This window comes from Rossellomorea sp. NPDC071047 (assembly GCF_050270195.1).
In the GTDB taxonomy this organism is placed as follows: domain Bacteria; phylum Bacillota; class Bacilli; order Bacillales; family Bacillaceae_B; genus Rossellomorea.
The window spans coordinates 1-25,706 of record NZ_JBNNJT010000011.1 but is presented as its reverse complement, the minus strand read 5'-3'; the positions used below and the strand labels follow the sequence as shown (position 1 = coordinate 25,706).

The following is a 25,706-nucleotide window of genomic DNA, read 5'->3' as shown; positions in this document are numbered from 1 at the left end:
CTACCTCCCTTTTAATCTACAGGCTCTAACCCTAATTGCTCTAAATTTATTCTTTTGACCCTACTGTCTCGGATTCTTGTGCATTAGATTCAGAGATATTTAGCGTGTCTGCTTGTTGTACTTCTTCTTCGTCCTCTAAGTCACGCATTTCAATTTCTTCTTCGTTACTAGAGAGGATCTTAACATCCATACCTAAACTTTGAAGCTCTTTGATCAGAACCTTGAATGATTCCGGAACTCCCGGTTCAGGAACGTTTTCACCTTTGACAATGGCTTCGTATGTTTTCACACGACCCACAACATCATCAGACTTAACCGTTAGAATTTCTTGTAGAGTGTACGCAGCACCATAAGCTTCAAGTGCCCATACCTCCATCTCACCGAAACGCTGTCCACCGAATTGAGCTTTACCTCCGAGTGGCTGCTGCGTAACAAGTGAGTAAGGACCTGTTGAACGTGCGTGAAGTTTGTCATCAACCATGTGAGCAAGTTTGATCATATACATGATTCCCACTGATACACGGTTATCAAACGGTTCGCCTGTTCTACCATCATAAAGAACGGTTTTCGCATCACGTGCCATACCGGCTTCTTCGATGGTTGCCCATACGTCTTCTTCACGTGCTCCATCAAATACCGGTGAAGCGACATGTACACCAAGATATCTTGCGGCCATTCCCAAGTGAAGTTCAAGCACCTGACCGATATTCATACGTGATGGTACCCCTAATGGGTTCAGCATGATATCGATCGGTGTACCGTCCGGCAAGAACGGCATGTCTTCTTCAGGAAGGATCCTTGAGATAACACCTTTGTTACCGTGACGACCAGCCATTTTGTCACCTTCAGAAATCTTACGCTTCTGAACGATGTATACACGTACAAGCTGGTTTACACCTGGTGGTAATTCATCGCCGTCTTCACGATTGAAGACTTTGACATCGAGGATGATCCCTCCGCCACCATGTGGTACACGAAGAGAAGTATCCCGGACTTCACGAGCTTTCTCACCGAAGATTGCATGTAATAAGCGTTCTTCAGCAGTCAACTCTGTGACACCTTTAGGCGTTACTTTACCTACAAGTAAGTCGCCATCTTTCACTTCAGCACCGATGCGGATGATTCCACGCTCATCAAGATTGCGAAGTGCATCTTCACCAACGTTTGGAATATCACGAGTGATTTCTTCAGGTCCCAATTTCGTATCACGAGATTCAGACTCATATTCTTCAATATGAATTGAAGTATATACATCGTCTTTTACAAGACGTTCACTCATGATGATCGCATCTTCATAGTTGTAACCGTCCCAAGTCATGAATCCAACCATTACGTTACGTCCTAAGGCGAGTTCTCCTTTTTCCATTGAAGGACCATCAGCAAGGATTTCTCCTTTGACTACACGGTCGCCTTCACTTACGATCGGACGCTGGTTGTAACATGTACCCTGGTTAGAACGGATGAATTTTTGCATACGATACTTATCGAGGTCACCTTTTACTTCTTGACCGTCGATTTCTTTCACACGACGCACCCAAACTTGTTTCGCTTCAACTTTTTCCACAATACCTTCATATTTACAAATCACAGCTGCACCAGAGTCTTTAGCAGATACGTGTTCCATACCTGTTCCGACGATCGGTGATTCCGGATTCATTAGGGGTACTGCTTGACGCTGCATGTTCGCTCCCATAAGAGCACGGTTAGAGTCATCGTTCTCTAAGAAAGGAATACATGCTGTCGCAGCTGATACTACTTGTTTAGGAGATACATCCATGTAGTCCAGACGTTCACGCTTGATAACCGTGTTTTCACCACGGAAACGAGCGATGACTTCTTCATCAAGGAATGCTCCGTCTTCACCAAGACGTGCGTTAGCTTGTGCCACTACATAGTTATCTTCTTCGTCTGCCGTCAAGTAATCGATACGATCGGTTACTTTCCCTGAATCAGGGTCGACACGACGATACGGCGTTTCAATAAAGCCGAATTTATTCACTTTCGCAAAAGAAGAAAGTGAGTTGATCAGTCCGATGTTTGGTCCCTCAGGCGTTTCAATCGGACACATACGACCATAGTGGGAGTAATGTACGTCACGTACTTCGAATCCAGCACGTTCACGTGTTAATCCACCAGGTCCTAAAGCAGAAAGACGACGTTTGTGCGTTAATTCTGCAAGAGGATTCGTTTGATCCATAAATTGAGACAATTGAGAGCTTCCAAAGAACTCTTTAATTGATGCGATTACAGGACGGATGTTGATCAGTTGTTGAGGCGTGATCGTGTTTGTGTCCTGAATGGACATTCTTTCACGAACTACACGCTCCATACGTGATAAACCGATGCGGAATTGGTTTTGAAGCAATTCACCTACCGAACGTAATCGACGGTTACCTAAGTGGTCAATATCATCTGTTAGTCCTACTCCGTGTAATAAGTTAAAGAAGTAAGAAATAGAAGAGATGATGTCTGCAGGTGTAATATACTTAACCTCTTCTTCAACATACGCATTGCTGATGACATTAATCTCAAATTCTCCCTCTTCGTTAGGAGAATAGATTTTGATAGATTGAAGAACGACGTCTTCTTCTAACACGCCACCAGACTGTTGGTAGTTTTTAAACCCGATGCCATTTTCTAGATAAGGAATAACCTTATCCAGAGCGCGACGATCAAGAACCGTGCCTTTCTCCGCCAGAATCTCACCCGTTTCCGGATCTGCTAGAGTTTCTGCTAGAGTTTGACCGAATAAACGGTTCTTAATGTGAAGCTTTTTGTTCATTTTGTAACGTCCAACGTTTGCTAAGTCATAACGCTTAGGATCAAAGAAACGAGAAACGAGTAAACTTTTAGCATTTTCTACTGTAGGAGGCTCTCCTGGACGCAGACGCTCGTAAATCTCGAGCAATGCCTTGTCGATACCTTCCGTGTTGTCTTTCTCGAGCGTGTTACGAATGTACTCATTATCACCGATCAAATCGATGATTTCTTGATCAGAGCCAAACCCAAGGGCACGTAAAAGAACCGTTACCGGTAGTTTGCGAGTTCGATCAATTCGCACATATACAACATCTTTCGCATCTGTTTCATACTCAAGCCAAGCTCCGCGGTTTGGTATAACGGTAGCAGTAAACCCTTTCTTTCCGTTCTTATCTACTTTTCCGCTAAAGTAAACACTAGGTGAACGTACTAGCTGAGATACGATAACGCGCTCAGCACCATTAATGACAAAAGTACCTGTGTCTGTCATTAACGGGAAGTCACCCATAAATACGTCTTGATCTTTTACTTCTCCTGTTTCTTTGTTCACAAGACGGACTTTCACTCTAAGCGGTGCAGAGTAAGTAACATCTCTTTCCTTTGATTCTTCCACCGAGTACTTTGGCTCTCCCAGACTATAATCAATAAATTCCAAAGAGAGATTACCAGTGAAGTCCTCAATCGGAGAAATGTCACGGAACATTTCTCTTAACCCCTCATCAAGAAACCATTGATACGAGGAAGTTTGAATTTCGATTAAATTCGGTAATTCTAAAACTTCACTGATACGCGCAAAACTTCTGCGTTGGCGGTGTCGTCCATACTGAACTAGTTGACCTGTCAACTGATTCACCCCTCAAATCAAGCGTTTTGGTTGTGTCTATATGCCTTCAAGTAGGAATGCTACTCTACACAAGACAAAAAGAAAAAGGGTTTTAATGATAAAACCTCATTTTCAAATGACGAACTATTATTTTATAATCTTTTCCAATTTATCCAATATGTATACATATGGACATAATACCGGAAAATAATATTTTTGCATTTTATAATGTTATCATAGCAGTAAAGCTACGTCAACGGATTTCTTTTACCGATTTCAAGATGTAGTATCCCTTTTTTCTAGTGACAATTTCTACATTTGAAAACAATTCTTCCATTTTATCCATGGCAGACGGAGCACCTTGTTTCTTCTGAATAACGACCCACAGTTCACCATTTCCCTTCAGGTAGTCATAACTATTCTCAAGTATCGAATGAACCGTTTCTTTCCCTGCTCTTATCGGCGGATTAGTTAATATGGCCGCAAATTCCGTTTCAACGACATTCGTATATCGGTCACTTTGATAGATGCTCACGTTTTGAACTTTATTCTCTCTAGCATTTTCTTTCGCTAAAGACAACGCCCTCTCATTTACATCAATCATATGAACCGTACGATCATCATTTTCTTTCGCTAAAGACAAACCGATTGGACCATACCCACAACCGACATCCAGTAACGGACCCGTTACGCCAGGCAATTCAAACGTTTCAATCAAAGCTCTTGAACCAAAGTCAACCTCCTTCTTCGAGAAAACACCTTGATCCGTTTTGAAACGGAAGGTATGCCCTCTCAACTCGAAGGTGATCGTTTGGGGGTTACTCTCTACATCGGGGTTATGAGAATAATAGTGATTGGTCATTATATCATCTCCATCCATTCTTACATATCGTCCAGTAATCATCATTCCCAACAGAACTGAATATAACCGACGATAAACATCCATGTTTATATCTGTTAGAAGCCAGACAAGAAAAAAGCCCGCCAAATATAGCGAGCTTTTCATCTATACAATCATTACTTAACTTCTACGCCAGCTCCAACTTCTTCAAGTTTAGCTTTAAGTTCTTCAGCTTCCTCTTTAGAAATACCTTCTTTAAGAGCTTTTGGAGTGTTATCAACAACTTCTTTCGCTTCTTTAAGGCCAAGACCTGTGATTTCACGAACAACTTTGATAACTTTGATTTTTTGAGATCCAGCGCTCTCAAGGATTACGTCGAATTCAGTTTTTTCTGCAGCAGCTTCTCCGCCACCAGCAGCTACAGCTACAGGTGCAGCAGCAGTTACTCCGAATTCTTCTTCGATTGCTTTAACTAGATCATTTAATTCAAGAACTGACATTTCTTTAATCGCGTCAATGATTTGCTCTTTACTCATTTTAAATTTCCTCCTTGTAATGTGTGCTTAATTTTTATTTAAACGACTTGCTTTAACTTACGCGCCTTGCTCTTCTTTTTGATCTGCAACGGCTTTTGTTGCCAATGCGAAGTTGCGCATTGGTGCTTGAAGCACGCTGAGTAGCATAGAAAGAAGTCCTTCGCGGCTTGGAAGTTCAGCGATTGCTTTAACATCCTCAACTGAAGTGATTGTTCCTTCGATGACACCCGCTTTAATTTCAAGCGCTTCGTGTTCTTTAGCAAAGCTGTTAAGAATCTTTGCAGGTGCAACTACTTCTTCACTGCTGAACGCGATTGCGTTAGGACCAGTTAGGAATTCGTTTAACCCTTCAAGACCAGCTTCTTCAGCCGCACGACGTACCATAGTGTTTTTGTACACTTTGAAGTCGATGCCAGCTTCACGGAGTTGTTTACGAAGCTCAGTTACTTCGGAAACATCAAGACCGCGGTAATCTACAACGATTGTTGATACGCTGTTTTTTAGCTTGTCAGAGATTTCTCCAACGATATGTTTCTTTTGTTCTAGAATGCTGCTCATCATTACACCTCCTGTAGATTGACTGATGAACATTTATACCGTCATCCAATAAAAAATGCCCTTATATCAAGGTAGACATAAGGGCATTGCAAACACGCTATAAGCGGTTATTTTATCGCAATTACCTCGGCAGGGCATTAAGCTCTTAACGAGCACCTACTGTCTACGGTACAAATGTATTCGTTTTTTAACAACAGAACTAATTATAATCACTAGTCCCTAGTAAGTCAATACCAAATTATGCCTTAACTGCGAAAGATGAAGGATCGACTTTAACGCCAGGTCCCATAGTGGAAGTTACAGAAACGTTTTTCATGTAAGTTCCTTTTGCAGCAGCAGGTTTAACTTTAAGCATTGTTTCATACATTGTAGCAAAGTTTTCAACAAGCTTGTCGTTGTCGAATGAAATCTTTCCAACAGGAACGTGAACGTTACCTGATTTGTCAGCACGGTATTCAACTTTACCAGCTTTGATTTCATTAACAGCTTTTGTTACGTCGAATGTAACTGTTCCAGTTTTAGGGTTTGGCATTAAACCTTTAGGCCCTAATACACGACCAAGTTTACCAACTTCACCCATCATGTCCGGAGTTGCTACGATTACGTCGAACTCGAACCAACCTTGGTTGATTTTGTTGATTAGTTCTGCATCACCTACGAAATCAGCGCCAGCAGCTTCTGCTTCTTTTGCTTTATCGCCTTTAGCGAATACAAGAACTTTTTGAGTTTTACCAGTTCCGTGTGGAAGTACAACTGCTCCACGGATTTGCTGGTCGTTTTTACGAGTATCTACACCTAAGCGGAACGCTACTTCGATCGTTGCGTCAAACTTAGCGAAGTTTGTTTTCTTAACTAGTTCGATTGCTTCTTCAACTGAGTAAGCTGTAGTACGATCTACAAGCTTTTGAGCTTCAAGAAACTTTTTACCTTTTTTTGCCATTTTATATTTCCTCCTATATGTGGTTTTAGCGGAATAACCTCCCACGAAATAAGGTTGCGAGTGAAACGTACATTTCATCATCGCAACCTCGTTCAACAGGACCTTTAACGAAGCAGGGATTAGTCTTCGATGACGATACCCATGCTGCGCGCAGTTCCTTCTACCATGCGCATAGCTGATTCAACACTAGCTGCATTTAAGTCAGGCATTTTTGTTTCAGCAATTTCACGTACTTTGTCGCGTTTAAGTGTTGCCACTTTCTTGCTGTTTGGTTCGCCTGAACCAGACTCGATACCAGCTGCTTTTTTAAGTAAAACTGCAGCGGGTGGAGTTTTTGTGATGAATGTAAATGAACGGTCTTCAAATACCGTAATTTCAACAGGAATGATTAAGCCAGCTTGATCTGCTGTACGAGCATTGAATTCCTTACAGAATCCCATGATGTTAACACCTGCTTGACCTAGTGCAGGACCAACTGGTGGAGCTGGATTAGCTTTACCGGCAGGAATCTGCAATTTAACCATTTTGATAACTTTTTTAGCCACGAGACACACCTCCTTAAGTCCGTGATGTGGTTATTGGGTTTTTCACCCTCCCACTCATGTAAAAAATGTCTTTATCAACATAAAGAACGTCTATTAGTTTCAGTATCTCTTTGTGGAGACGCACTGACTTATGAAATAGTACCATTTTTTCAGAATGATTTCAAGTTCTTTTCCATTATAATTTATCAATTTGAGAGAAATCCAGTTCTACCGGGGTATCTCGGCCAAACATATTAACATGGACTTTCACTTTTGCTTTCGCATTATCTATCTCTTCGATCGAGCCAGTGAAGTTTGCAAACGGACCTTCGTTTACCTTTACTGTTTCTCCTAATTCGAAGTCGATTTCTACCTTTTTCTCTGTCATGCCCATTTGTTTCAGAAGATTTGTTACTTCTTCCGGCAGTAACGGAGTAGGCTTTGATCCGGATCCCGATGAACCGACAAATCCGGTAACTCCAGGTGTATTACGTACGACATACCAGGAATCATCCGTCATGACGATTTCAACAATCACGTAACCAGGGAATACTTTCTTCTTAACGACTTTCTTCTTACCGTTCTTAAAATCTGTTTCTTCTTCTTCAGGTACGATCACGCGGAAGATTTTGTCTTGCATCCCCATCGTTTCAACACGTTTCTCAAGGTTTGCTTTAACCTTATTCTCGTATCCTGAATAAGTATGAACTACATACCAATTCTTCTCCATTTAATAGGACTAAACGTCCGTCCCTCCTCGCTATTTAAGAATACTCTTTCGCCTTTTTCTCCAAATGAAAAAACCCGTAAAAAGATAACGGGCTCTAAGGTCATGTACTCTATTAATATTCATTATACCATGCTTTCACGGTATATATACAACTAATTCTATGTTTCTCTTACTTAGAACCAATGATCAATCGCATAAGTTCTGAGATGCCCAGGTCAATGACAGCAAAGAAAAGGGCAACAAATACCACTGTTGTAATAACGGTAATCGTATAGCGTGTTAACTCTTTACGTTTAGGCCAGCTGACCTTTCTCATTTCTGATGCAACATTGCGAAAGAATTTAAACATCCGTTTGTAACCTCCAACTAATATCAATACGCAAGACTTGGTGCTCCACTATTTTGTTTCTTTGTGTAGGGTGTGAGCATTACATGTATTACAGAATTTCTTTAATTCTAATCGAACTGCTTGATTACGATTACCCGGTACACTATAATTCCTGGAACCACACACCGTACAAGCAAGTATTAATTTAGTAGTCATATATTCCACCTATACTATACATAGTAAGTCCTATCAAAAATAACACGACCACCAATTTGTGTCAATATGACTTTACATCGTTATTTCGCGAACTTCCAAGTATCGTTCGAGCTTTCTCTTCACTCGTTGCAAGGCATTGTCGATGGATTTCACATGGCGGTTCAGTTCTTCAGAGATCTCCTGATAGGATTGCCCGTCTAAATAAAGAGCCAGGACTTTCCTCTCAAGATCACTTAATAACTGAGCCATCTTGTCTTCCATATTATCGAATTCTTCACGATTGATAATTAGCGCTTCCGGATCCATTACTTTCGCACCTGAAATAACATCTAAGAGCGTTCGGTCTGACTCGTCATCATAAATGGGCTTATCCAATGAAACATAAGAATTCAACGGTATATGCTTCTGTCTCGTGGCTGTCTTGATGGCTGTAATGATTTGTCTTGTGATACAAAGCTCTGCAAACGCTTTAAAAGAAGTCAGCTTGTCCTCCTTATAATCACGGATCGCTTTGTATAATCCAATCATACCCTCCTGGACGATATCTTCCTTATCTGCCCCAATTAGAAAATACGAGCGGGCTTTCGCTCTTACAAAATTACGATATTTCCTGATTAAAAAATCTAACGCTTCGCTGTGACCCTGATGGACGGCTTCTATTATCTCTTCATCATCCATGCCTTCTAATCGATTATCAAATGCTTCTGTCCTGGTGATATTGCTCACACACATCCCCCCGCGCAAAACAATAGATAGAAATATTATACATTACAGAAAATTCAATCGTCAACCTCTCATTGTTCACCGCGGCGCCATTTTTCGAAAATTTCAGCAACTTCATCTGATAATTGGATCTTGGAAGCCGGCCTTTTATCACTTGAATTCCGTACTTTTCTTTCGATCTTTTTTTCGATGACTTCTACTTCCGTCAGAAGCTCCCTTGCTGATTTACGGAGGGCTCCCTGACCAAAGATCGCCCATTGCTCCGTGAAATCGGAAGTCGCTACATGAATTTGAGTTTTAATATTGCTTAACTCAATGGCTAATTTTTCAATTCGTTCATCGGCTGTTTCATTTTCTTTCGTGAAAATGACTTCCACCTTATAATTTCTATATTTACGGGCAATTCCCTGAACGTAATAAGCGTCAAACACGACAATGACGCGGTAGCCCGTATATCCTTGATATTCTGCCATCAGCTCTACAAGGCGATCTCTCGCTGCGGCCAAATCCTTATGTTTCAACTCATTCAGCTCTGACCATGCACCGATTATGTTATAGCCGTCCACAAGGAGAATATCCATCTCTCTCTATTCTCCCAACGGGTGGCGTTTACGATAGACCTCATACATTAAAATACTAGCTGCCACCGAAGCGTTTAATGATGTAACATGACCGATCATTGGCAGCTGAACAAGGAAATCACATTTGTCTCTCAGTATCCGGCTCATCCCTTTACCTTCGCTTCCGATAATTAAGCCGATAGGCAGCGTACCATCCAACTGGCGGAAATCCTGCTTACCTTTCGCATCCGTTCCTGCCACCCATACACCACGTTCTTTCAGTTCATCTACCGCTCTCGACAGGTTGGTTACACGTGCAACCGGAATGTGCTCAATGGCCCCAGTGGAAGCTTTCGCTACCGTTGACGTAAGTCCCACAGCCCTCCTCTTCGGGATGATGACTCCATGGGCACCTGCAGCATCCGCTGTTCTCATGATCGAGCCCAGATTATGAGGATCCTCCAATTCATCCAGGATCAGTATGAATGGATCTTCCCCTTTTTGTTCGGCCCTGTGAAACAAATCATCGATTTCCGCATACTGATAAGCAGCTACAGACGCCACTACCCCTTGATGATTTTCCGATACCATTTGTTCAATCTTTTTCTTCGGGACGTATTGAACCATCACATTCGATTCCTTGGCAAGTCCAACAATTTGCTGGATGGAGCCTTTCTGAGAACCTTCTGCAATCCAAATCTTATTGATGTCCCTTCCTGACTTCAATGCTTCCATAACCGGATTTCTTCCTCCGATAAAATCCTTACTCATTTTTACTCCTCCTTTCCTGCCTGGGCTTGTTCAAATATCATCTTCAACAGTTCCTCTAATCGCTCTGTCCGATTAAGTAAAAACAAATATCCAATAAGCGCCTCAAAAGCAGTGCTGTGTTTATACGTTTGTACATCCGTGTTTTTCGGCGTTGTCCCGGATTTCGCATTCCGGCCACGCTTGACAATCGAGATCTCTTCTTCCGTTAAGACGTCCTGATCGAATAACGTTCTGAGAATAGCCGCTTGAGCTTTAGCAGACACATACTTCGTCGCCGCTCTGTGCAGCTGATTCGGTTTGATCTTTCCTTTTGTTAATAGGAGCTGCCGTACATACGTTTCATATACAGCATCCCCCATATAAGCCAGTGCAAGTGCATTGATTTGTTTCGCATCGATTTGTTCATTTATCTCGTGAAGCATTAAGACCCTCTTTTCCAGCGAATGCCTTGAGGAGTATCTTCCAGGATGATATTCATCTCTTTTAACGTGTCACGAATTTCATCTGCTAATTGGAAGTTCCGATCTTTACGTGCCTGAACGCGTTTTTCGATCAGTTCTTCCACTTCTTCGTCCAACAGTTCTGCTTCCTGAAGGCTTAGCCCCAGGACAGAGAAGAAGTCTTCGAATTGGCTCAAGAACGTATCAATGACTTCTGTAGCTGTATTCTTCTCCATCAAATAATAATTGGCTTGCTTGGATAATTCGAATAATACGGAAATTCCGTTGGCTGTGTTAAAATCATCATCCATTTCAGAGATGAACTGCGCTTTTAACTCAGCGATTTTGTCCAGCCATTCCCGGTTGTTATCCGTTAAGTCTGTACTTGATTCCTTACGGTGCTTCAAGTTCTCATAAGCTGTCTTAATTCTATCTAAAGCGGACTCTGCATTTTGAAGAAGCTCCAAATTGTAGTTGATAGGGTGACGGTAATGAACAGATAGCATAAAGAACCTGAGGACTTGTGGATCCTGTTCTTTAATGATGTCATGAACCAATACAAAATTCCCCAATGATTTAGACATTTTCTCATTATCAATATTAATATATCCATTGTGCATCCAGTACTTCGCGAATGGCTTACCTGTAAGTGCTTCTGATTGTGCGATTTCATTCTCGTGATGAGGGAAGGTTAAATCCTGGCCCCCGGCGTGAATGTCGATGGTATCCCCCAAGTAGCGCTTTGCCATGGCAGAGCACTCAATATGCCAGCCTGGACGGCCTTCACCCCAAGGACTTTCCCAAGAAATCTCCCCTTCTTTCGCTGCTTTCCATAATACGAAATCAAGAGCATCTTCTTTTTTATCCCCTACATCAATTCTGGCACCTGCTTTAAGCTCATCGATCGGCTGATGAGAAAGCTTTCCGTAGCCATCAAACTTTCTTGTGCGATAATAAACGTCGCCTTGTGATTCGTAAGCAAACCCTTTTTCAACAAGAGCAGAGATAAAATCAATGATGGTGTCAATATTGTCTGTTACAGTCGGATGAACATCCGCTTTCTTGCATCCAAGGGCTCCGGTATCTTCAAAGTACGCCTGGATAAAGCGCTGGGCAACCGTCGGAACATCCACTCCAAGCTCCTTTGCCGCCCTAATCAATTTATCATCCACATCTGTGAAGTTAGAGACAAAGTGGACATCATAGCCTCTGTATTCCAAATAGCGTCTCACCGTATCGAAGACAATGGCGGGGCGTGCATTTCCTATATGAATATAGTTATAAACCGTCGGCCCGCACACATACATTTTGACTTTACCCTCTTCCAGGGGTTTGAATTCCTCTTTTTTTCTTGTCAGTGTGTTATATAAACGAATCGTCAATATGATCGACTCCTTCCTTCATATTCCCTTAATAATGATTTTACCTCGTTCAATTCCAATTCCAGTTGTTTCATACGATCATTCATCGGATCCGGGAGATCACAGTGATTCAGATCCTTCTGTATCTTGACGCCATCCTGAATGACGACCTTCCCCGGAATACCGACGACGGTTGAGTTGGGAGGAACATCTTTCAGCACGACCGAACCAGCCCCTACCTTAGAATTTTCCCCAACTACAATCGATCCTAATACTTTCGCTCCCGTGGCGATGAGGGCATTATCCTGAATCGTAGGGTGCCGCTTCCCTTTTTCTTTACCTGTTCCACCAAGGGTCACCCCTTGAAAGATCGTAACATTATCCCCGATTTCACACGTTTCACCAATCACGACTCCCATCCCATGATCAATGAAGAATCGACGGCCGATCTTTGCCCCTGGGTGAATCTCCACCCCGGTGAAAAAGCGGCTTACCTGTGAAATAACGCGAGCGATAAAAAAGAATTTCCTTTTGAAAAAAGCATGGGCAATGCGATGGGACCAAATGGCATGAAGACCGGAATACGTAAGGATGACCTCGAGATAATTCCTCGCAGCCGGATCCTGGTCAAACACAACTTCTATATCTTCCTTAAATGACTTAAACATTCGATCACCTCTCTTCGAAATAATAAAAGCGCAGGCGGCTTGGCCAGAGGCGACAAGCATAAGGCGAGCCCGCCGGAAAGGCGTTCTTTGCCTTTTTGGCGGGATTGACTTATGACCTCGAGCCTCTAGCCGCCGGAGCTGGACAATAGAAAAGCGCAGGCGGCTTGGTCAGGCCCGACAAGCATAAGATGAATTAGCCGGGAAGGCGTTTTTTCCCTTCCTGGACCATTTAGCTTATGACCTCGAGGGCCTAGCCGCCGGAGCTAGACAATAGAATAGCGCAGGCGGCTTGGTCAGACAATAAAAAAACGCCCCTGTCAATAAACTGACAGAGACGCTTAGGTAGCGCGGTTCCACTCTGATTGAGAAGAAAACAACCTTCCCCAACTCAAATCCTGTTAACGGTAGGAAACCGCCTTTACCTACTATATTTCAGTAACGGGCTCAGAGGTGCATTTCAGAATCGGAGGGGCTTAAACCACTTTCAGCCGGTGATGGTTCTCTCTAATAAGCATCCTTTTCTTACTTCTCCTCATCAACGCGATATCATTTATTGTGATACTCTTACTATATTACATAACATCCAAAATGTTAACCTAAAAGACTCTGCAGACGATGTTTAACGGTATCTTTCCCTAAAAGCTCAATCGCATTCGGCAATTCAGGACCATGCGTCTGACCTGTTACCGCTACACGGATCGGCATAAACAGCTTTTTCCCTTTATGACCAGTCGACTTTTGCACCGCCTTGATAGACGATTTAATTTCTGCTGCTTCATAATTTTCAAGAGCTTCGATTTCATTCAAGAAGGCTTGAAGAACTTCAGGAACCTGCTCTTCTTCCAACACTGCTTTGGCATCCTCATCATATTCAAGATCTACCTTGAAGAACATTTCAGACAGCTCTACGATTTCAGCACCGAAGCTCATTTGCTCCTGGTATAAAGAGATGACGCGACTCGCCCATTCACGCTGCTCGCCTGACATATTCTCATCCAGTTTACCCGCACTGATTAAGTGAGGAAGGGATAGCTCCACAACCTGACTTAAGTCAAGATTCTTCATGTACTGATTGTTCATCCATGTAAGCTTCTGATTATCAAACAGAGCAGAAGAAGTCGATAGACGCGCAGGGTCAAAGATTTCTATAAACTCATCTTTAGAAAATAGCTCTTCTTCTCCTTTTGGAGACCAGCCCAGTAACGCAATGAAGTTGAATAAAGCTTCCGGTAAATAACCTAATGCTTCGTATTGCTCGATGAACTGAATGATACTTTCATCACGCTTACTTAGCTTTTTACGGCTTTCATTAACGATTAATGTCATATGTCCATAAACAGGTGCTTCCCATCCAAAAGCTTCAAAAATCATCAATTGCTTTGGTGTATTGGAAATATGATCTTCCCCGCGTAGAACGTGTGAAATCTTCATCAAGTAATCATCTACCGCAACGGCAAAGTTATACGTTGGTGTACCGTCTTTTTTCGCAATGACAAAGTCACCGATGCCATCTGATTCAAATGACACATCTTCTTTCACGATATCATTGAAAGTATATACTTTTCCTGCAGGCACACGGAAACGAATGCTCGGTTGACGCCCTTCTGCAGCTAAACGTTCCTGATCTTCTTTCGTCAGGTTACGGCATTTCCCGGAGTAGCGGGGCATTTGACCTGATGCTGACTGCGCTTCACGTTCCGCTTCAAGCTCTTCTTCCGTACAATAGCACTTATAAGCTTGTCCTGATTCAAGCAGCTCATTTAGATACTGCTCATAAATATGGTTACGCTCTGATTGGCGATAAGGGCCATAGTCACCAGGCTTATCTGTGCTTTCGTCCCAATCGATTCCAAGCCATTGAAGATATTTAAGCTGACTTTCTTCTCCGCCTTCAATATTACGTTTCTTATCCGTGTCTTCAATACGGATGATGAACTTCCCACCTACACTTCGAGCGTAAAGGTAATTAAATAAAGCGGTTCTTGCATTCCCAATATGTAAATGACCCGTTGGACTTGGAGCATAACGGACGCGTACTTCTCTTGTCATTTGATTTCCTCCTCTTTGTATTCATGCAATTAAGTCTCTGACCTATTTTAACACCGTAATGAAAGGGAATAAAGCAGATTTCTCCCCTTACTTCTTTTTGATCAACACGGTTGTCTGCGCTGCGATCCCTTCGCCTCTCCCGGTAAAACCAAGCTGCTCAGAGGTTGTGGCTTTTACATTCACTTGCGTAATATCCGCTTCCAATAACGTTGCGATGCTTTGTCTCATTGCATCAATATAAGGAGCCATCTTCGGTTTCTGCGCAATGATAGTGCAATCGATATTTCCTAATTCATACCCTTGCTCTTTCACAAGAGCCCATACATGCAGAAGAAGCTTTGCCGAATCTGCATCCTTGAACTCAGGATCTGTGTCTGGGAAATGCTTGCCGATATCTCCTGCTGCAACAGCCCCCAAGCACGCATCCGCTACAGCATGTAAAAGTACATCTGCATCTGAATGACCTAATAACCCTTTTTCATATGGTATTGTTATGCCTCCCATGATAAGGGGTCTCTCTTCTACTAATTGATGAACATCAAAACCCTGTCCGATCCTAAACATGGTTGTCTCCTCCACTCGTTTCCTCTTGCTTCTTCAATATTGCCTCAGCAAAATATAAGTCTTCAGGTGTCGTCAGTTTAATATTGTCATAATCGCTCTCAACAACAGCAACCTCAACATCCATTCGTTCCACTAGAGAAGCATCGTCTGTTCCAAGAAAACCATCTTGCTCCGCTTCCCCGTGCGCTCTTTTCAACAATGAAACACGAAAAGCTTGTGGAGTTTGAACCATCCACAAGCTTGAGCGTTCAATCGTTTCCTCGACTTTCCCATCCAGTACTTTTTTAATCGTATCTTTAACAGGAACAGCAGCAATGGCAGCTCCTGCTAAATGAGTTTTCTCTACCAGTTGGTGAATCGTGGATTCTTTAATAAATGGTCTTGCTCCGTCGTGTACAAGAACAATTTCATGATCAACCTCAAGCAATGCATTGTATACACTATGCTGTCTTTCCTCCCCGCCATCTACAAGCTTAACGACCTTTGTAATACCAAAACGGTCTAATAAACTCTTGAACGCATCCCGCTCCGATGGATGAATCGCTAAATAGATTCCCTGACAATGGGAGTCATGCTCAAAGACCCGAAGTGTATGAATAATGACTGGACAGCTATTCAGCTCGAGGAGCAGTTTGTTCTTGCCCGCTTTCATTCGTTTCCCTTGCCCTGCAGCAGGAATGACAACTTCATATTCCATACGATAACTCCTTTAACTCTCGAGTAATAATATTTATTATACCTTACCGAATCAATAGAGTCAGGGCAATGATTACTTATAAAGCTTTTTCTAGTTGTTTGGGCTTGGCAAAGATCATACGGCCTGCAGAGGTTTGAAGAACAGATGTTACAAGTACATCGATGTACTTGCCGATATAATTGCGTCCTTCTTCTACAACGATCATCGTACCATCATCGAGATAGGCAATCCCTTGGTTATGCTCTTTCCCATCTTTGATTACCTGAACCTTCAATTCTTCTCCAGGTAATACAACAGGCTTAACGGCATTAGCTAAATCATTGATATTCAATACTTGTACACCTTGAAGATCGCACACTTTATTCAAGTTGAAATCATTCGTTACAACGATCCCATTCGTAAGCTTCGCTAATTTCACCAGCTTGGAATCAACTTCCTGAATCTCCTCGAAGTCACCTTCATAAATCTGAACCTCAACAGGCAGCTCCTTTTGAATTCGATTCAGGATATCAAGCCCACGTCGTCCACGGTTTCGTTTCAACACGTCTGAAGAATCCGCAATATGCTGAAGCTCTTCCAACACGAACTGTGGAATCACGACAATTCCTTCTAAGAATCCAGTTTGACAGATATCCGCGATACGACCATCGATAATCACACTCGTATCCAGTATTTTCAGGGTTTTCACACCCGCTTCATCAGCATCTTCGTCAGTCCCTTTTTTCTTACCCCTATTTGAAGTACCAAACAGACCGACCAGCTCGTCCCTTTTCTTAAAGCCAACTTGAAACCCTAAATATCCAAGAAGCAACGTTAATAGAATCGGAACCACTGTGTTAACAATCGGGATCTCCATTTGATTGAAAGGAATCCCAAACAGATACGCAACAAAAAGACCGATGATAAGTCCTAAGCTGCCAAATAACAGATCCGTTACTGGTGCTTTTACTAAACTATCTTCAAACCACTTGACGAAATTGACGACATACTCGACTGCCCAAAACGTAAGAATATAAAAAATAATGGCACCAAATATAGCAGTCATATAAGGGTTATTAATTAAAGGAATGTCTGATAAATTTATGACGGTAAATAATTCGGGAAGAAGAAATATCCCTAGTGTTCCCCCGACGATAAGGAAGCACGCTTGAACGATTCTTTTTAACATTCCCTCACCTCCTCCTATTCATTATAAACAATTTACTATTTTTGAAACGTCTCAGCCCTTGAAAATTTTAAATTTAATCGAATGGAAACCATTTTGATATACTTATCCCATTTTACTAGCTTCCTTAAGTGAAGGCTAACATGTCTTATAGAGACTGTCAATTTTTTGAAAATGCTTCAATTATACCATATATGGCAAATACAGGACCACATACCTATAACTGTCGATCGGCAAACGTTTGTTCTTTGATCAGTTTTAACCCCTCTTTGATTTTCCGTGCCCTTACCTCTCCGATTCCTTCCACTTCATCCAAATCATCCACTGAAGCACTCACTACATGAGGGAGGGTTTCGAACCTTGTAATAAGATTTTCGATGATGACAATCGGTAAACGCGGGATCTTATTCAACACGCGATATCCTCTTGGATAGATGGCATCATCGTGATGGACATACCCATGATAGCCTAATAATTTTAATAGGACATTATCCTCTAATACCTCTGAATGAACAAGTTCCTGAAATTTATAGAGGAGTTCAAACGGCTTTATATTTCTTTCCTGGGAATAATCCCTTATGATGAGCATCGCCTCATCTTCAATATCCGCCAATAGCTCATTCATCTGAAGGCGTATCAATCTTCCTTCAACACCAAGCTCGCTTAAATAGGTCAATAACTCGTTCTTAATCCTTAATACCATTTCGAATCTGTGAAGAACTTGCAGCAGGTCGCTTTGTGTCACCAGCTCCTCAAACTCCAGCACCGATAAATTAGAAATGCTCTGATCCAGAACCACCTTATACTTCTCCAATGTTTGAATCGCCTGGTTGGCCTTCGTCAAGATGACAGAGATGTCCTTTAATGCGTATCGAAAGTTACCTTGATACAGGGTGATGACATTCCTCCGTTGAGAGATGGCGATGACAAGAGCATTGGTTTGTCTTGCAACCCGTTCAGCCGTACGATGTCTCATTCCAGTTTCAGTGGAAGGAACGTATACATCGGGAGCCAACTGTGCATTGGCCAAAATAATCTTCGTACCCGCTTCATTCAGGATGATTGCCCCATCCATCTTGGCCAGTTCATATAGATAACTAGGAGAAAAAGCGCAATTGATATGAAATCCGCCGTCCAGTACAGATTTCACCTTATCATTGTAGCCAACAACAATGAGCCCCCCTGTATTGGCCCTCAGTACATTATCAATGCCATCCCTGATCGGGGCACCAGGAGCAACGAATTGTAAAATATCCGACATGGACTTCTCTCTTGCCTTCTTATCTTCCATATCCTATCCTCCTAAAATAATAGCCAGCGCTTCATTTATATTTGATACTCCTGTGACCTCTATATCAGAAGGCGGCTGCCACCCACTTAAGTTATTTTGGGGAATAATCACACGTTTAAAACCTAATTTAGCCGCTTCCTGGACACGTTGCTCAATCCTCGAAACCCTTCTTATTTCACCTGTCAAACCAACTTCTCCAATGATACAATCGTGTGCCCTTGATGCTTTGTCCCTAAAGCTCGACGCAATACTGGCTGCAACGGCCAAGTCAATCGCCGGTTCATCCAGTTTCACTCCACCTGCCACTTTCAGATAGGCATCTTGCTGCTGCAATAGCATTCCTGCCCGTTTCTCCAATACGGCCATGATGAGTGAAACTCGGCTATGATCAATCCCCGTTGCCATTCGTCGTGGATTGTTGAAGCTCGTTGGAGTGACAAGGGCTTGTATCTCCACTAGAACAGGTCTTGTACCTTCCATGGAAGCAACGACCGTTGAGCCTGCCGCGCCTTGGGAGCGCTCCTCCAGGAATATCTCAGAAGGATTTGCGACTTCCTCCAGGCCAAGCTCTTTCATTTCAAAGATCCCCATCTCATTCGTTGATCCAAAACGATTCTTCACGGCTCTTAATATACGATACGAATGATGGCGCTCCCCTTCAAAATACAGCACGGTATCAACCATATGCTCCAATAATCGAGGCCCTGCAATCGATCCTTCTTTTGTAACATGCCCTACAATAAAGATGGCAATGCCTTTTGTTTTCCCTATTCTCATCAATTCTGCTGTACATTCCCTTACCTGAGAAACACTGCCTGGAGCAGACGTCACTTCAGGGTGAAAAATCGTTTGAATCGAATCGATGATGACAAAATCAGGTGATATCTGTTCAATCGTCTGATGGATCAATTCAAGATTTGTTTCTGCAAATATATATAGATCATCGGATTTCACATGTAATCGATCTGCCCGAAGCTTTGTTTGCTTGATGGATTCCTCTCCGGATATATATAAAACCTTCTGCTTTTGATCAGCCAGCTGGGCAGAAACCTGGAGTAATAAAGTAGATTTACCGATTCCCGGATCTCCACCGATCAACACAAGTGATCCTGGAACGACTCCCCCACCCAATACCCGATTCAGCTCTTTCGACTCGGTCAATACTCTTGGTTCTTGCTTTGTTTCGATTGAGATAAGCTTCTCTGCTTTAGTTGGCCCGCTATTTTCAGAATGCATAAACGACCCTCGAGGCTTCTTCCCGGTCATCTCAACCTCTTCCACCATCGTGTTCCACTCGTTACACCCTGGACATTTCCCCATCCACTTAGCAGACTCATATCCACATGATGAACATACAAACTTTGTCTTTTTCTTTGCCAATCTATTCTTCTCCTCTTTTACTCTATTTGTTCTTTTTACATTTCATGACAATACCCATTTGAAATGATTGTATCGGTTTTATGTATTCGTTACAAGAAAAGCGCAGGTGGCTTGCTCAGAGGCGACAAGCATAAGACGAATCAACCGGAAAGGCGCTCTTTGCTTTTTGGTTGATTTGACTTATGACCTCGAGCCTCTAGCCACCGGAGCTAGACAATCACAAAAGCGCAGGTGGCTTGCCCAGAGGCGACAAGCATAAGACGAATCAACCGGAAAGGCGCTCTTTGCCTTTTTGGTTGATTTGACTTATGACCTCGAGCCTCTAGCCACCGGAGCTAGACAATCACAAAAGCGCAGGTGGCTTGCCCAGAGGCGACAAGAATCCCTCGTAAAGCCATATTATGATAAAAGAGGTACACGAAAAACATATACGTGTACCTCTTTTTCTACCGTTTGTATTAAGTAGGAGAATTTGCTGCCTCTTGTTCTTTTACCTTCACAACAAACTCACTATCTTCTACATCGATCAATATATTCTGTCCTGTCAGTACCTTGCCTCTTAATAGCTCTTCTGACAGTTTATCCTCTACATGTTTCTGAATGGCACGACGCAGTGGACGCGCACCGTATTCAGGATCGAATCCTTCATCTGCAATTTTTTCTTTAGCGGCAGCTGAAAGCTCTAAATGAATATCCTGCTCTTTCAAGCGAGTTGTCAATTGGTTGGACATCAAGGTCACAATCTCTTTTAAGTGGTCTTTTTCAAGGGAATGGAACACAATGATTTCATCGATACGGTTAAGGAACTCTGGTCGGAACGCTCGTTTCAGCTCCTCCATTACCTTGCCTTTCATATCCTTATAATCTTGTTTTCCATCTTGAATATTAAACCCAACATATTTATTGCTCTTAAGGGACTGGGCACCGACGTTGGATGTCATAATTAACACCGTGTTTCTAAAGTCTACCGTTCTTCCTTTAGAATCCGTCAATCGACCATCTTCCAAGACTTGCAGAAGTATGTTAAATACATCAGGGTGTGCTTTTTCAATTTCATCCAATAGAACGACAGAATACGGTTTACGACGAACTTTCTCCGTTAACTGGCCGCCTTCTTCATACCCTACATACCCTGGAGGAGAACCTACTAAACGGGAAGTCGAATGTTTCTCCATGTACTCGGACATATCAATACGGATCATGGCATCCTCGTCACCGAACATAGATTCCGCCAGCGCACGCGCCAATTCTGTTTTCCCTACACCAGTCGGCCCTAAGAAGATGAAGGAACCGATTGGGCGCTTCGGATCTTTCAGACCGGCTCTTGCACGACGGACAGCTTTTGATACTGCTACGACTGCTTCAGATTGACCAATGACTCTGGAATGTAGGATCTCTTCTAACTTTAGTAATCGATCCGTCTCAGTCTGAGCAAGTTTCGATACCGGTACTCCCGTCCAGTTCGATACAACTTTCGCAATATCTTCAACGGTCACTTCTGTATTTTCCTGGCCTTGCTTTTCTTTCCATGTGTTCTTCGTTTCTTCCAGCTCTTCACGAAGCTTTTGTTCTGAATCTCTTAGAGAAGCTGCTTTTTCAAACTCTTGGCTTTGAACCGCTGCATCCTTCTCTTTGCGGATTTCTTCCAGATTGGCTTCAAGCTCTTTCAAGTTTGGCGGCGTTGTATACGATCGTAAACGCACCTTAGAACCAGCTTCATCAATTAAATCGATCGCCTTATCCGGTAAGAAGCGGTCTGAAATGTAACGATCAGAAAATTTCACTGCCGCATCAATCGCTTCATCTGTAATCGACACGCGGTGATGGGCTTCATAGCGATCACGTAAACCTTTAAGAATCTGAATGGACTCTTCTGCCGTTGGTTCATTGACTTGGATTGGTTGGAAACGGCGCTCTAACGCAGCATCCTTTTCAATATATTTACGGTACTCATCTAATGTCGTTGCACCGATACACTGTAATTCACCGCGAGCAAGAGATGGTTTTAAGATGTTTGACGCATCAATGGCACCTTCAGCCCCACCTGCTCCAATTAATGTATGAAGTTCATCGATAAACAGGATGATGTTACCTGCTTGACGGATTTCATCCATTACTTTCTTTAATCGATCCTCGAACTCCCCGCGATATTTCGTACCGGCTACCACTGTACCCATATCCAGGGTCATGACGCGTTTGTCGCGGAGTATCTCAGGAACCTCATTGGCAATGATCTGCTGGGCAAGACCCTCTGCAATCGCGGTCTTACCTACACCAGGCTCACCGATAAGGACCGGGTTATTCTTCGTACGTCGACTTAGCACTTCAATGACACGCTGAATTTCTTTGCTTCGTCCAATAACCGGATCTAAACTGCCTTCACGGGCAATCGCCGTCAAGTCACGGGCTAAGCTATCAAGGGTAGGCGTATTGGCATTTGCATTGCCCCCGCCCTGGTGGTTACTTGAATCATTGCTGCCAAGTAACTGCAGCACCTGCTGTCTTGCTTTATTTAAGCTGACTCCAAGATTACCGAGTACACGAGCAGCTACTCCTTCACCTTCACGAATCAACCCTAGTAAAATATGTTCCGTTCCTACATATGAGTGACCCAGTTTACGAGCCTCATCCATAGAAAGCTCAATCACTTTCTTCGCTCGGGGTGTATAATGGATCGTTTGAGATTTCTCGGTACCTTTTCCGATCAATCCTTCCACTTCTTTCTGAATCTTTTCAGGGCTCAGTCCCAACGCCGTTAGTGCTTTAGCGGCAATCCCTTCACCTTCGCGGACAAGTCCCAATAAAATATGTTCAGTACCAATATTACTGTGCGCCAGACGAATAGCTTCTTCTTGAGCTAATGCCAATACCTTTTGTGCTCTTTCTGTAAATCGACCAAACATCATATTATTTTTCCTCCTCACATGTATCCTTATCTAACTTAATTCGCTCCCGAATCAAAGAAGACCTTCTTATATCTCTTTCATTTGGTCTCAATGGACCTCCAGAATATTGTTGTAAAAATCCAGGTTGGGTTAAAATCATTAGTTCATTCAATATATTCTTAGATATGACTTTGATGTATCCTAAATCTATTCCTAGCCTGACATCCGATAAACACTTCGCTGCTTCCTTGGACTCGATAATTCTACTGTGCTCCAATACTCCAAGCGAACGGAAGATCCTATCTTCTAATTGTATGTTAGACGTTTTAACTAATGCGTCCCGCGCCGAGTGTTCTTTATCAATGATCTGCTTCACGACGCTCAATAAGTCTTCCACAATATCTTCTTCTGATTTACCAAGTGTCGTTTGATTCGAAATCTGAAAAATGTTCCCTAATGCTTCGCTGCCTTCTCCATAAATCCCTCTGACCACCAGACCTAATTGGTTAATGGCAGGAATGATGCGATTTAATTGCTGGGTCAGAACCAGACCCGGTAAGTGCATCATCACTGAAGCTCGAAGCCCAGTCCCCACATTAGTGGGACATGTCGTTAAATATCCATGTTTCTCATCAAAAGCAAAATCAAATTCACTTTCAAACCAATCATCAATCAGATTCGCTCTCTGTAAAGCTTCCTTCAATTGCAATCCTGGATATAAACACTGTATTCGAATATGGTCCTCTTCGTTTACCATTATGCTAATATCTTCTTCACCCGATAGAAGGACGGCCCCATGATTCGTGTCCTCCGCTAAGTTAGGACTAATAAGGTGTTTCTCCATCAATACCCTCTTTTGGAGAGGCTGAATCTCACTTGTAGGCAAAAATTCTAATTCTCCTAAATTCTCCGGGTATAAAGAGAGCTTATCCTTTACGCGATCCACGATCTCTTTAGCTTCCTCGGAAGAATATAAAGTGGAAAAACGAAAGTCCGTCATGTTTCTTGCCAGCCGGACCCGTGAGCTAAGGACAATATCTGAATTCGGTCCTTCTTCATTCATCCAGGAGCTAACAGCATTTTGTAAAAACTTCTCCAGGCTCATCCTTTATCTCCCCCCTCTTTATGAACATCTTTCTCCAGGGAGCGAATTTCATCTCGAATCTCTGCTGCTTTTTCGAATTCTTCATCCGCAATCATCGTTTGCAGATCCGATTTCAACTGCTGAATCTTTTTCTTTATGTGAATCGCTCCACCCATCCGTTCAGGAACCTTCCCGTGGTGCTCCACATTCCCACTATGAACGCGCTTTAAAAGAGGAGTAAGTTCGTCTTTAAACGTTTCATAGCAATGAGCACAGCCGAAGCGCCCTACATTAATGAATTGCTGAAAAGTCATTTTACACTTTTCACACTGTAAAACCTCTGTCTTAGGAATTTCCGTTTCTCTTGCCTGCTTAAATGCAGGGGCTATATTAAGAAGACCTGCCAATAGATTGTTCACAGAGAACCCGGAAGAAGAATCAAACATAAACATTTCACCCTTATCCTGAGAGCATTGTTCACATAAATGAACCTCTGTCTTTTCCCCATTTATCACTTTGGTAAAATGAAGGGTTGCAGGTCTTTCATTACACTCTTGACAAACCATCCTACTCACCTCTCAAAACTTACTCATACTTCAATGTATCCAGCATGGCCCTGAGCATTCTTCCCCTCAATACATCCCGTTCAGGTAAATCTACCATGATCACCGAACGGTCCATTACGCTCAGCATAATCTTCGCTTCCCGCTCAGAAATAATATCCTCTTCCACTAATCGAAACACAATATCTGCCGCCGTATTCTGACTGATGGTTTGTGTGATTAACGCTACTAGCTGATCAATAAGATGAACTTGATCGTGGGCCTTCACCTTCATGATACGGATGTAGCCCCCTCCACCTCGTTTACTTTCAACTACATACCCTCTTTCTATCGTGAATCGGGTATTGATCACATAATTAATTTGAGAAGGAACACATTGAAACTTATCAGCAATCTCGCTTCTTTTAATCTCGACTATCTCACTTTCACTCAGTTCTAAAACATTCTTTAAATAACGTTCAATGATGTCGGATATGTTCCTCATCAAACCTCCTCCTCATTTTGACTTTGACTATATTTGACTATAATTATACAACCGTGTTTTAAACTTTGCAATTATGAAGTATGACCTTAGAAGTTTTCCTGTTTTAGGAAGGTTTTAAACGTGTGAATGTGAGATTGTTGAATAGAAATAAAGAAGTGGGGCATTGAGAGTGTGTGGTGTTTTGTTTGGAAAGTGTGCGATGGGATGGGATGGATGAAGAGAAGGGTTATTTGTGATGTGGTGGAGGAAGAGTAGAAATAAATTTAATAGGATTAAGGTGGATCCTTTTAGAAAGGTTGTGGCTAATTGGGGAATTAGATAAGGAAAGTGCTTTATTTTTTATCAAAGCTGGGAGTTTTCAAGGGGGAACTAAATGTTAATAGTCGAGGATTCGTGGTAATTGCGTCGTTTTTTTATTTTTATGCGTCATTTTCGGCTGTTATTGCGTCATGATTTTATTTTATGCGTCATTTTAGGTTACTATTGCGTCAATTTTTTCGTTTTATGCGTCATTTTCCAATTATCACCTAGCCTCTTGTAGGATTACCATACCATATTATCTTTTCCCCAAGCCACTGTTTTAATAATTGAAGCGAACTCCACTTCCACAATACTTCTCAAAAATAAAAGCACAAAAAAGAGCAGCCCCTAAGAGCTACTCTTTCTTCACATTTGCCTGGCGACGTCCTACTCTCACAGGGGGAGATCCCCCAACTACCATCGGCGCTGAAGAGCTTAACTTCCGTGTTCGGCATGGGAACGGGT

The 25,706-nt window shown here is 42.5% G+C and carries 25 protein-coding genes, 1 rRNA gene and 2 other annotated features; all 26 genes read right to left on the bottom strand.

Features of this window, described 5'->3' with window-relative positions; translation table 11 throughout:
• Positions 1–46: 46 nt before the first annotated feature.
• On the bottom strand, positions 47–3,604 hold the full coding sequence (gene rpoB, locus ACQKFO_RS22690; protein WP_427601272.1) for a DNA-directed RNA polymerase subunit beta: 3,558 nt from the start codon (positions 3,602–3,604) through the stop codon (positions 47–49).
• A gap of 232 nt (positions 3,605–3,836) precedes the next feature.
• Positions 3,837–4,445: a class I SAM-dependent methyltransferase gene (locus ACQKFO_RS22685; RefSeq protein WP_427601271.1), complete on the bottom strand. Its 609-nt coding sequence runs from the start codon at positions 4,443–4,445 to the stop codon at positions 3,837–3,839.
• Between the two features lie 155 nt (positions 4,446–4,600).
• Entirely contained in the window at positions 4,601–4,960 is a 360-nt protein-coding gene (gene rplL, locus ACQKFO_RS22680) for a 50S ribosomal protein L7/L12 (RefSeq protein ID WP_148971233.1), read from the bottom strand.
• Between the two features lie 57 nt (positions 4,961–5,017).
• Complete coding sequence (gene rplJ, locus ACQKFO_RS22675) at positions 5,018–5,518, bottom strand: 50S ribosomal protein L10 (RefSeq protein ID WP_148971232.1); 501 nt, start codon at positions 5,516–5,518, stop codon at positions 5,018–5,020.
• A 42-nt stretch (positions 5,519–5,560) separates the two neighbouring features.
• Positions 5,561–5,705: a sequence feature (ribosomal protein L10 leader region), on the bottom strand.
• 51 nt (positions 5,706–5,756) lie between these two features.
• The gene (gene rplA / locus ACQKFO_RS22670; RefSeq protein ID WP_282139298.1) at positions 5,757–6,503 is read right to left on the bottom strand and encodes a 50S ribosomal protein L1; all 747 of its coding nucleotides are present in this window, start codon (positions 6,501–6,503) and stop codon (positions 5,757–5,759) included.
• A 74-nt stretch (positions 6,504–6,577) separates the two neighbouring features.
• Complete coding sequence (rplK, locus tag ACQKFO_RS22665) at positions 6,578–7,003, bottom strand: 50S ribosomal protein L11 (RefSeq protein WP_032085258.1); 426 nt, start codon at positions 7,001–7,003, stop codon at positions 6,578–6,580.
• A gap of 175 nt (positions 7,004–7,178) precedes the next feature.
• Complete coding sequence (nusG, locus tag ACQKFO_RS22660; protein ID WP_098353402.1) at positions 7,179–7,712, bottom strand: transcription termination/antitermination protein NusG; 534 nt, start codon at positions 7,710–7,712, stop codon at positions 7,179–7,181.
• Between the two features lie 169 nt (positions 7,713–7,881).
• Positions 7,882–8,061, bottom strand: a complete 180-nt coding sequence (secE, locus tag ACQKFO_RS22655) for a preprotein translocase subunit SecE (RefSeq protein WP_044340513.1) — start codon at positions 8,059–8,061, stop codon at positions 7,882–7,884.
• Positions 8,062–8,109: 48 nt separating this feature from the next.
• Positions 8,110–8,256, bottom strand: coding sequence for a 50S ribosomal protein L33 (gene rpmG / locus ACQKFO_RS22650; protein ID WP_079534455.1), 147 nt, complete (start codon positions 8,254–8,256; stop codon positions 8,110–8,112).
• A gap of 72 nt (positions 8,257–8,328) precedes the next feature.
• Positions 8,329–8,973 (bottom strand): RNA polymerase sporulation sigma factor SigH, encoded by a 645-nt coding sequence (gene sigH, locus ACQKFO_RS22645; RefSeq protein WP_374056919.1) that lies wholly within the window; start codon positions 8,971–8,973, stop codon positions 8,329–8,331.
• A gap of 77 nt (positions 8,974–9,050) precedes the next feature.
• Positions 9,051–9,560, bottom strand: coding sequence for an NYN domain-containing protein (locus tag ACQKFO_RS22640; RefSeq protein WP_427601267.1), 510 nt, complete (start codon positions 9,558–9,560; stop codon positions 9,051–9,053).
• Positions 9,561–9,566: 6 nt separating this feature from the next.
• Positions 9,567–10,310 carry a 23S rRNA (guanosine(2251)-2'-O)-methyltransferase RlmB gene (gene rlmB, locus ACQKFO_RS22635; protein ID WP_427601265.1) on the bottom strand — a complete coding sequence of 248 codons (744 nt, stop codon included), beginning with the start codon at positions 10,308–10,310 and terminating at the stop codon, positions 9,567–9,569.
• Between the two features lie 2 nt (positions 10,311–10,312).
• The gene (locus tag ACQKFO_RS22630) at positions 10,313–10,732 is read right to left on the bottom strand and encodes a Mini-ribonuclease 3 (RefSeq protein WP_113970873.1); all 420 of its coding nucleotides are present in this window, start codon (positions 10,730–10,732) and stop codon (positions 10,313–10,315) included.
• Positions 10,732–12,132, bottom strand: a complete 1,401-nt coding sequence (gene cysS / locus ACQKFO_RS22625; RefSeq protein WP_427601263.1) for a cysteine--tRNA ligase — start codon at positions 12,130–12,132, stop codon at positions 10,732–10,734. The genes ACQKFO_RS22630 and cysS overlap by 1 nt, the downstream gene beginning before the upstream one ends.
• Positions 12,129–12,779, bottom strand: coding sequence for a serine O-acetyltransferase (cysE, locus tag ACQKFO_RS22620; RefSeq protein ID WP_427601261.1), 651 nt, complete (start codon positions 12,777–12,779; stop codon positions 12,129–12,131). Before cysE ends, cysS begins: the two co-directional genes overlap by 4 nt.
• Positions 12,780–13,106: 327 nt before the next feature.
• Positions 13,107–13,327, bottom strand: a binding site (T-box leader).
• A 43-nt stretch (positions 13,328–13,370) separates the two neighbouring features.
• The gene (gene gltX / locus ACQKFO_RS22615; RefSeq protein ID WP_427601259.1) at positions 13,371–14,828 is read right to left on the bottom strand and encodes a glutamate--tRNA ligase; all 1,458 of its coding nucleotides are present in this window, start codon (positions 14,826–14,828) and stop codon (positions 13,371–13,373) included.
• 87 nt (positions 14,829–14,915) lie between these two features.
• Complete coding sequence (gene ispF / locus ACQKFO_RS22610) at positions 14,916–15,392, bottom strand: 2-C-methyl-D-erythritol 2,4-cyclodiphosphate synthase (RefSeq protein WP_427601257.1); 477 nt, start codon at positions 15,390–15,392, stop codon at positions 14,916–14,918.
• Entirely contained in the window at positions 15,385–16,089 is a 705-nt protein-coding gene (gene ispD, locus ACQKFO_RS22605) for a 2-C-methyl-D-erythritol 4-phosphate cytidylyltransferase (protein ID WP_427601255.1), read from the bottom strand. Before ispD ends, ispF begins: the two co-directional genes overlap by 8 nt.
• A 76-nt stretch (positions 16,090–16,165) precedes the next feature.
• Complete coding sequence (locus ACQKFO_RS22600) at positions 16,166–17,257, bottom strand: PIN/TRAM domain-containing protein (RefSeq protein ID WP_427601253.1); 1,092 nt, start codon at positions 17,255–17,257, stop codon at positions 16,166–16,168.
• A 214-nt stretch (positions 17,258–17,471) separates the two neighbouring features.
• Positions 17,472–18,545: a DNA integrity scanning diadenylate cyclase DisA gene (gene disA / locus ACQKFO_RS22595; protein ID WP_113970866.1), complete on the bottom strand. Its 1,074-nt coding sequence runs from the start codon at positions 18,543–18,545 to the stop codon at positions 17,472–17,474.
• A gap of 3 nt (positions 18,546–18,548) precedes the next feature.
• Positions 18,549–19,925, bottom strand: coding sequence for a DNA repair protein RadA (gene radA, locus ACQKFO_RS22590; protein ID WP_427601251.1), 1,377 nt, complete (start codon positions 19,923–19,925; stop codon positions 18,549–18,551).
• A 458-nt stretch (positions 19,926–20,383) separates the two neighbouring features.
• The gene (gene clpC / locus ACQKFO_RS22585; protein ID WP_427601249.1) at positions 20,384–22,831 is read right to left on the bottom strand and encodes an ATP-dependent protease ATP-binding subunit ClpC; all 2,448 of its coding nucleotides are present in this window, start codon (positions 22,829–22,831) and stop codon (positions 20,384–20,386) included.
• A gap of 1 nt (position 22,832) precedes the next feature.
• A complete protein-coding gene (locus ACQKFO_RS22580) occupies positions 22,833–23,915 on the bottom strand; it encodes a protein arginine kinase (protein ID WP_427601247.1) in 1,083 nt (360 codons plus the stop codon).
• Entirely contained in the window at positions 23,912–24,460 is a 549-nt protein-coding gene (locus ACQKFO_RS22575; protein WP_427601245.1) for a UvrB/UvrC motif-containing protein, read from the bottom strand. The genes ACQKFO_RS22580 and ACQKFO_RS22575 overlap by 4 nt, the downstream gene beginning before the upstream one ends.
• 19 nt (positions 24,461–24,479) lie before the next feature.
• Positions 24,480–24,941, bottom strand: a complete 462-nt coding sequence (locus ACQKFO_RS22570; RefSeq protein ID WP_148971217.1) for a CtsR family transcriptional regulator — start codon at positions 24,939–24,941, stop codon at positions 24,480–24,482.
• Between the two features lie 674 nt (positions 24,942–25,615).
• Positions 25,616–25,706 (bottom strand): 5S ribosomal RNA (gene rrf, locus ACQKFO_RS22565); the annotation flags it as partial.

Coding starts and splice junctions, on each gene's coding strand:
- rpmG (WP_079534455.1), bottom strand. CDS start 8,256: ATGACTACTAAATTAATACTTGCTTGTACGGTGTGTGGTTCCAGGAAT.
- nusG (WP_098353402.1), bottom strand. CDS start 7,712: ATGGAGAAGAATTGGTATGTAGTTCATACTTATTCAGGATACGAGAAT.
- ispD (WP_427601255.1), bottom strand. CDS start 16,089: ATGGAATATGAAGTTGTCATTCCTGCTGCAGGGCAAGGGAAACGAATG.
- ispF (WP_427601257.1), bottom strand. CDS start 15,392: ATGTTTAGGATCGGACAGGGTTTTGATGTTCATCAATTAGTAGAAGAG.
- rlmB (WP_427601265.1), bottom strand. CDS start 10,310: ATGAGTAAGGATTTTATCGGAGGAAGAAATCCGGTTATGGAAGCATTG.
- rplJ (WP_148971232.1), bottom strand. CDS start 5,518: ATGAGCAGCATTCTAGAACAAAAGAAACATATCGTTGGAGAAATCTCT.
- cysE (WP_427601261.1), bottom strand. CDS start 12,779: ATGTTTAAGTCATTTAAGGAAGATATAGAAGTTGTGTTTGACCAGGAT.
- ACQKFO_RS22575 (WP_427601245.1), bottom strand. CDS start 24,460: ATGGTTTGTCAAGAGTGTAATGAAAGACCTGCAACCCTTCATTTTACC.
- ACQKFO_RS22685 (WP_427601271.1), bottom strand. CDS start 4,445: ATGACCAATCACTATTATTCTCATAACCCCGATGTAGAGAGTAACCCC.
- gltX (WP_427601259.1), bottom strand. CDS start 14,828: ATGACAAGAGAAGTACGCGTCCGTTATGCTCCAAGTCCAACGGGTCAT.
- ACQKFO_RS22600 (WP_427601253.1), bottom strand. CDS start 17,257: ATGTTAAAAAGAATCGTTCAAGCGTGCTTCCTTATCGTCGGGGGAACA.
- secE (WP_044340513.1), bottom strand. CDS start 8,061: ATGTTTAAATTCTTTCGCAATGTTGCATCAGAAATGAGAAAGGTCAGC.
- disA (WP_113970866.1), bottom strand. CDS start 18,545: ATGGAAGATAAGAAGGCAAGAGAGAAGTCCATGTCGGATATTTTACAA.
- clpC (WP_427601249.1), bottom strand. CDS start 22,831: ATGATGTTTGGTCGATTTACAGAAAGAGCACAAAAGGTATTGGCATTA.
- ACQKFO_RS22580 (WP_427601247.1), bottom strand. CDS start 23,915: ATGAGCCTGGAGAAGTTTTTACAAAATGCTGTTAGCTCCTGGATGAAT.
- ACQKFO_RS22570 (WP_148971217.1), bottom strand. CDS start 24,941: ATGAGGAACATATCCGACATCATTGAACGTTATTTAAAGAATGTTTTA.
- ACQKFO_RS22640 (WP_427601267.1), bottom strand. CDS start 9,560: ATGGATATTCTCCTTGTGGACGGCTATAACATAATCGGTGCATGGTCA.
- rplL (WP_148971233.1), bottom strand. CDS start 4,960: ATGAGTAAAGAGCAAATCATTGACGCGATTAAAGAAATGTCAGTTCTT.
- ACQKFO_RS22630 (WP_113970873.1), bottom strand. CDS start 10,732: ATGCTTCACGAGATAAATGAACAAATCGATGCGAAACAAATCAATGCA.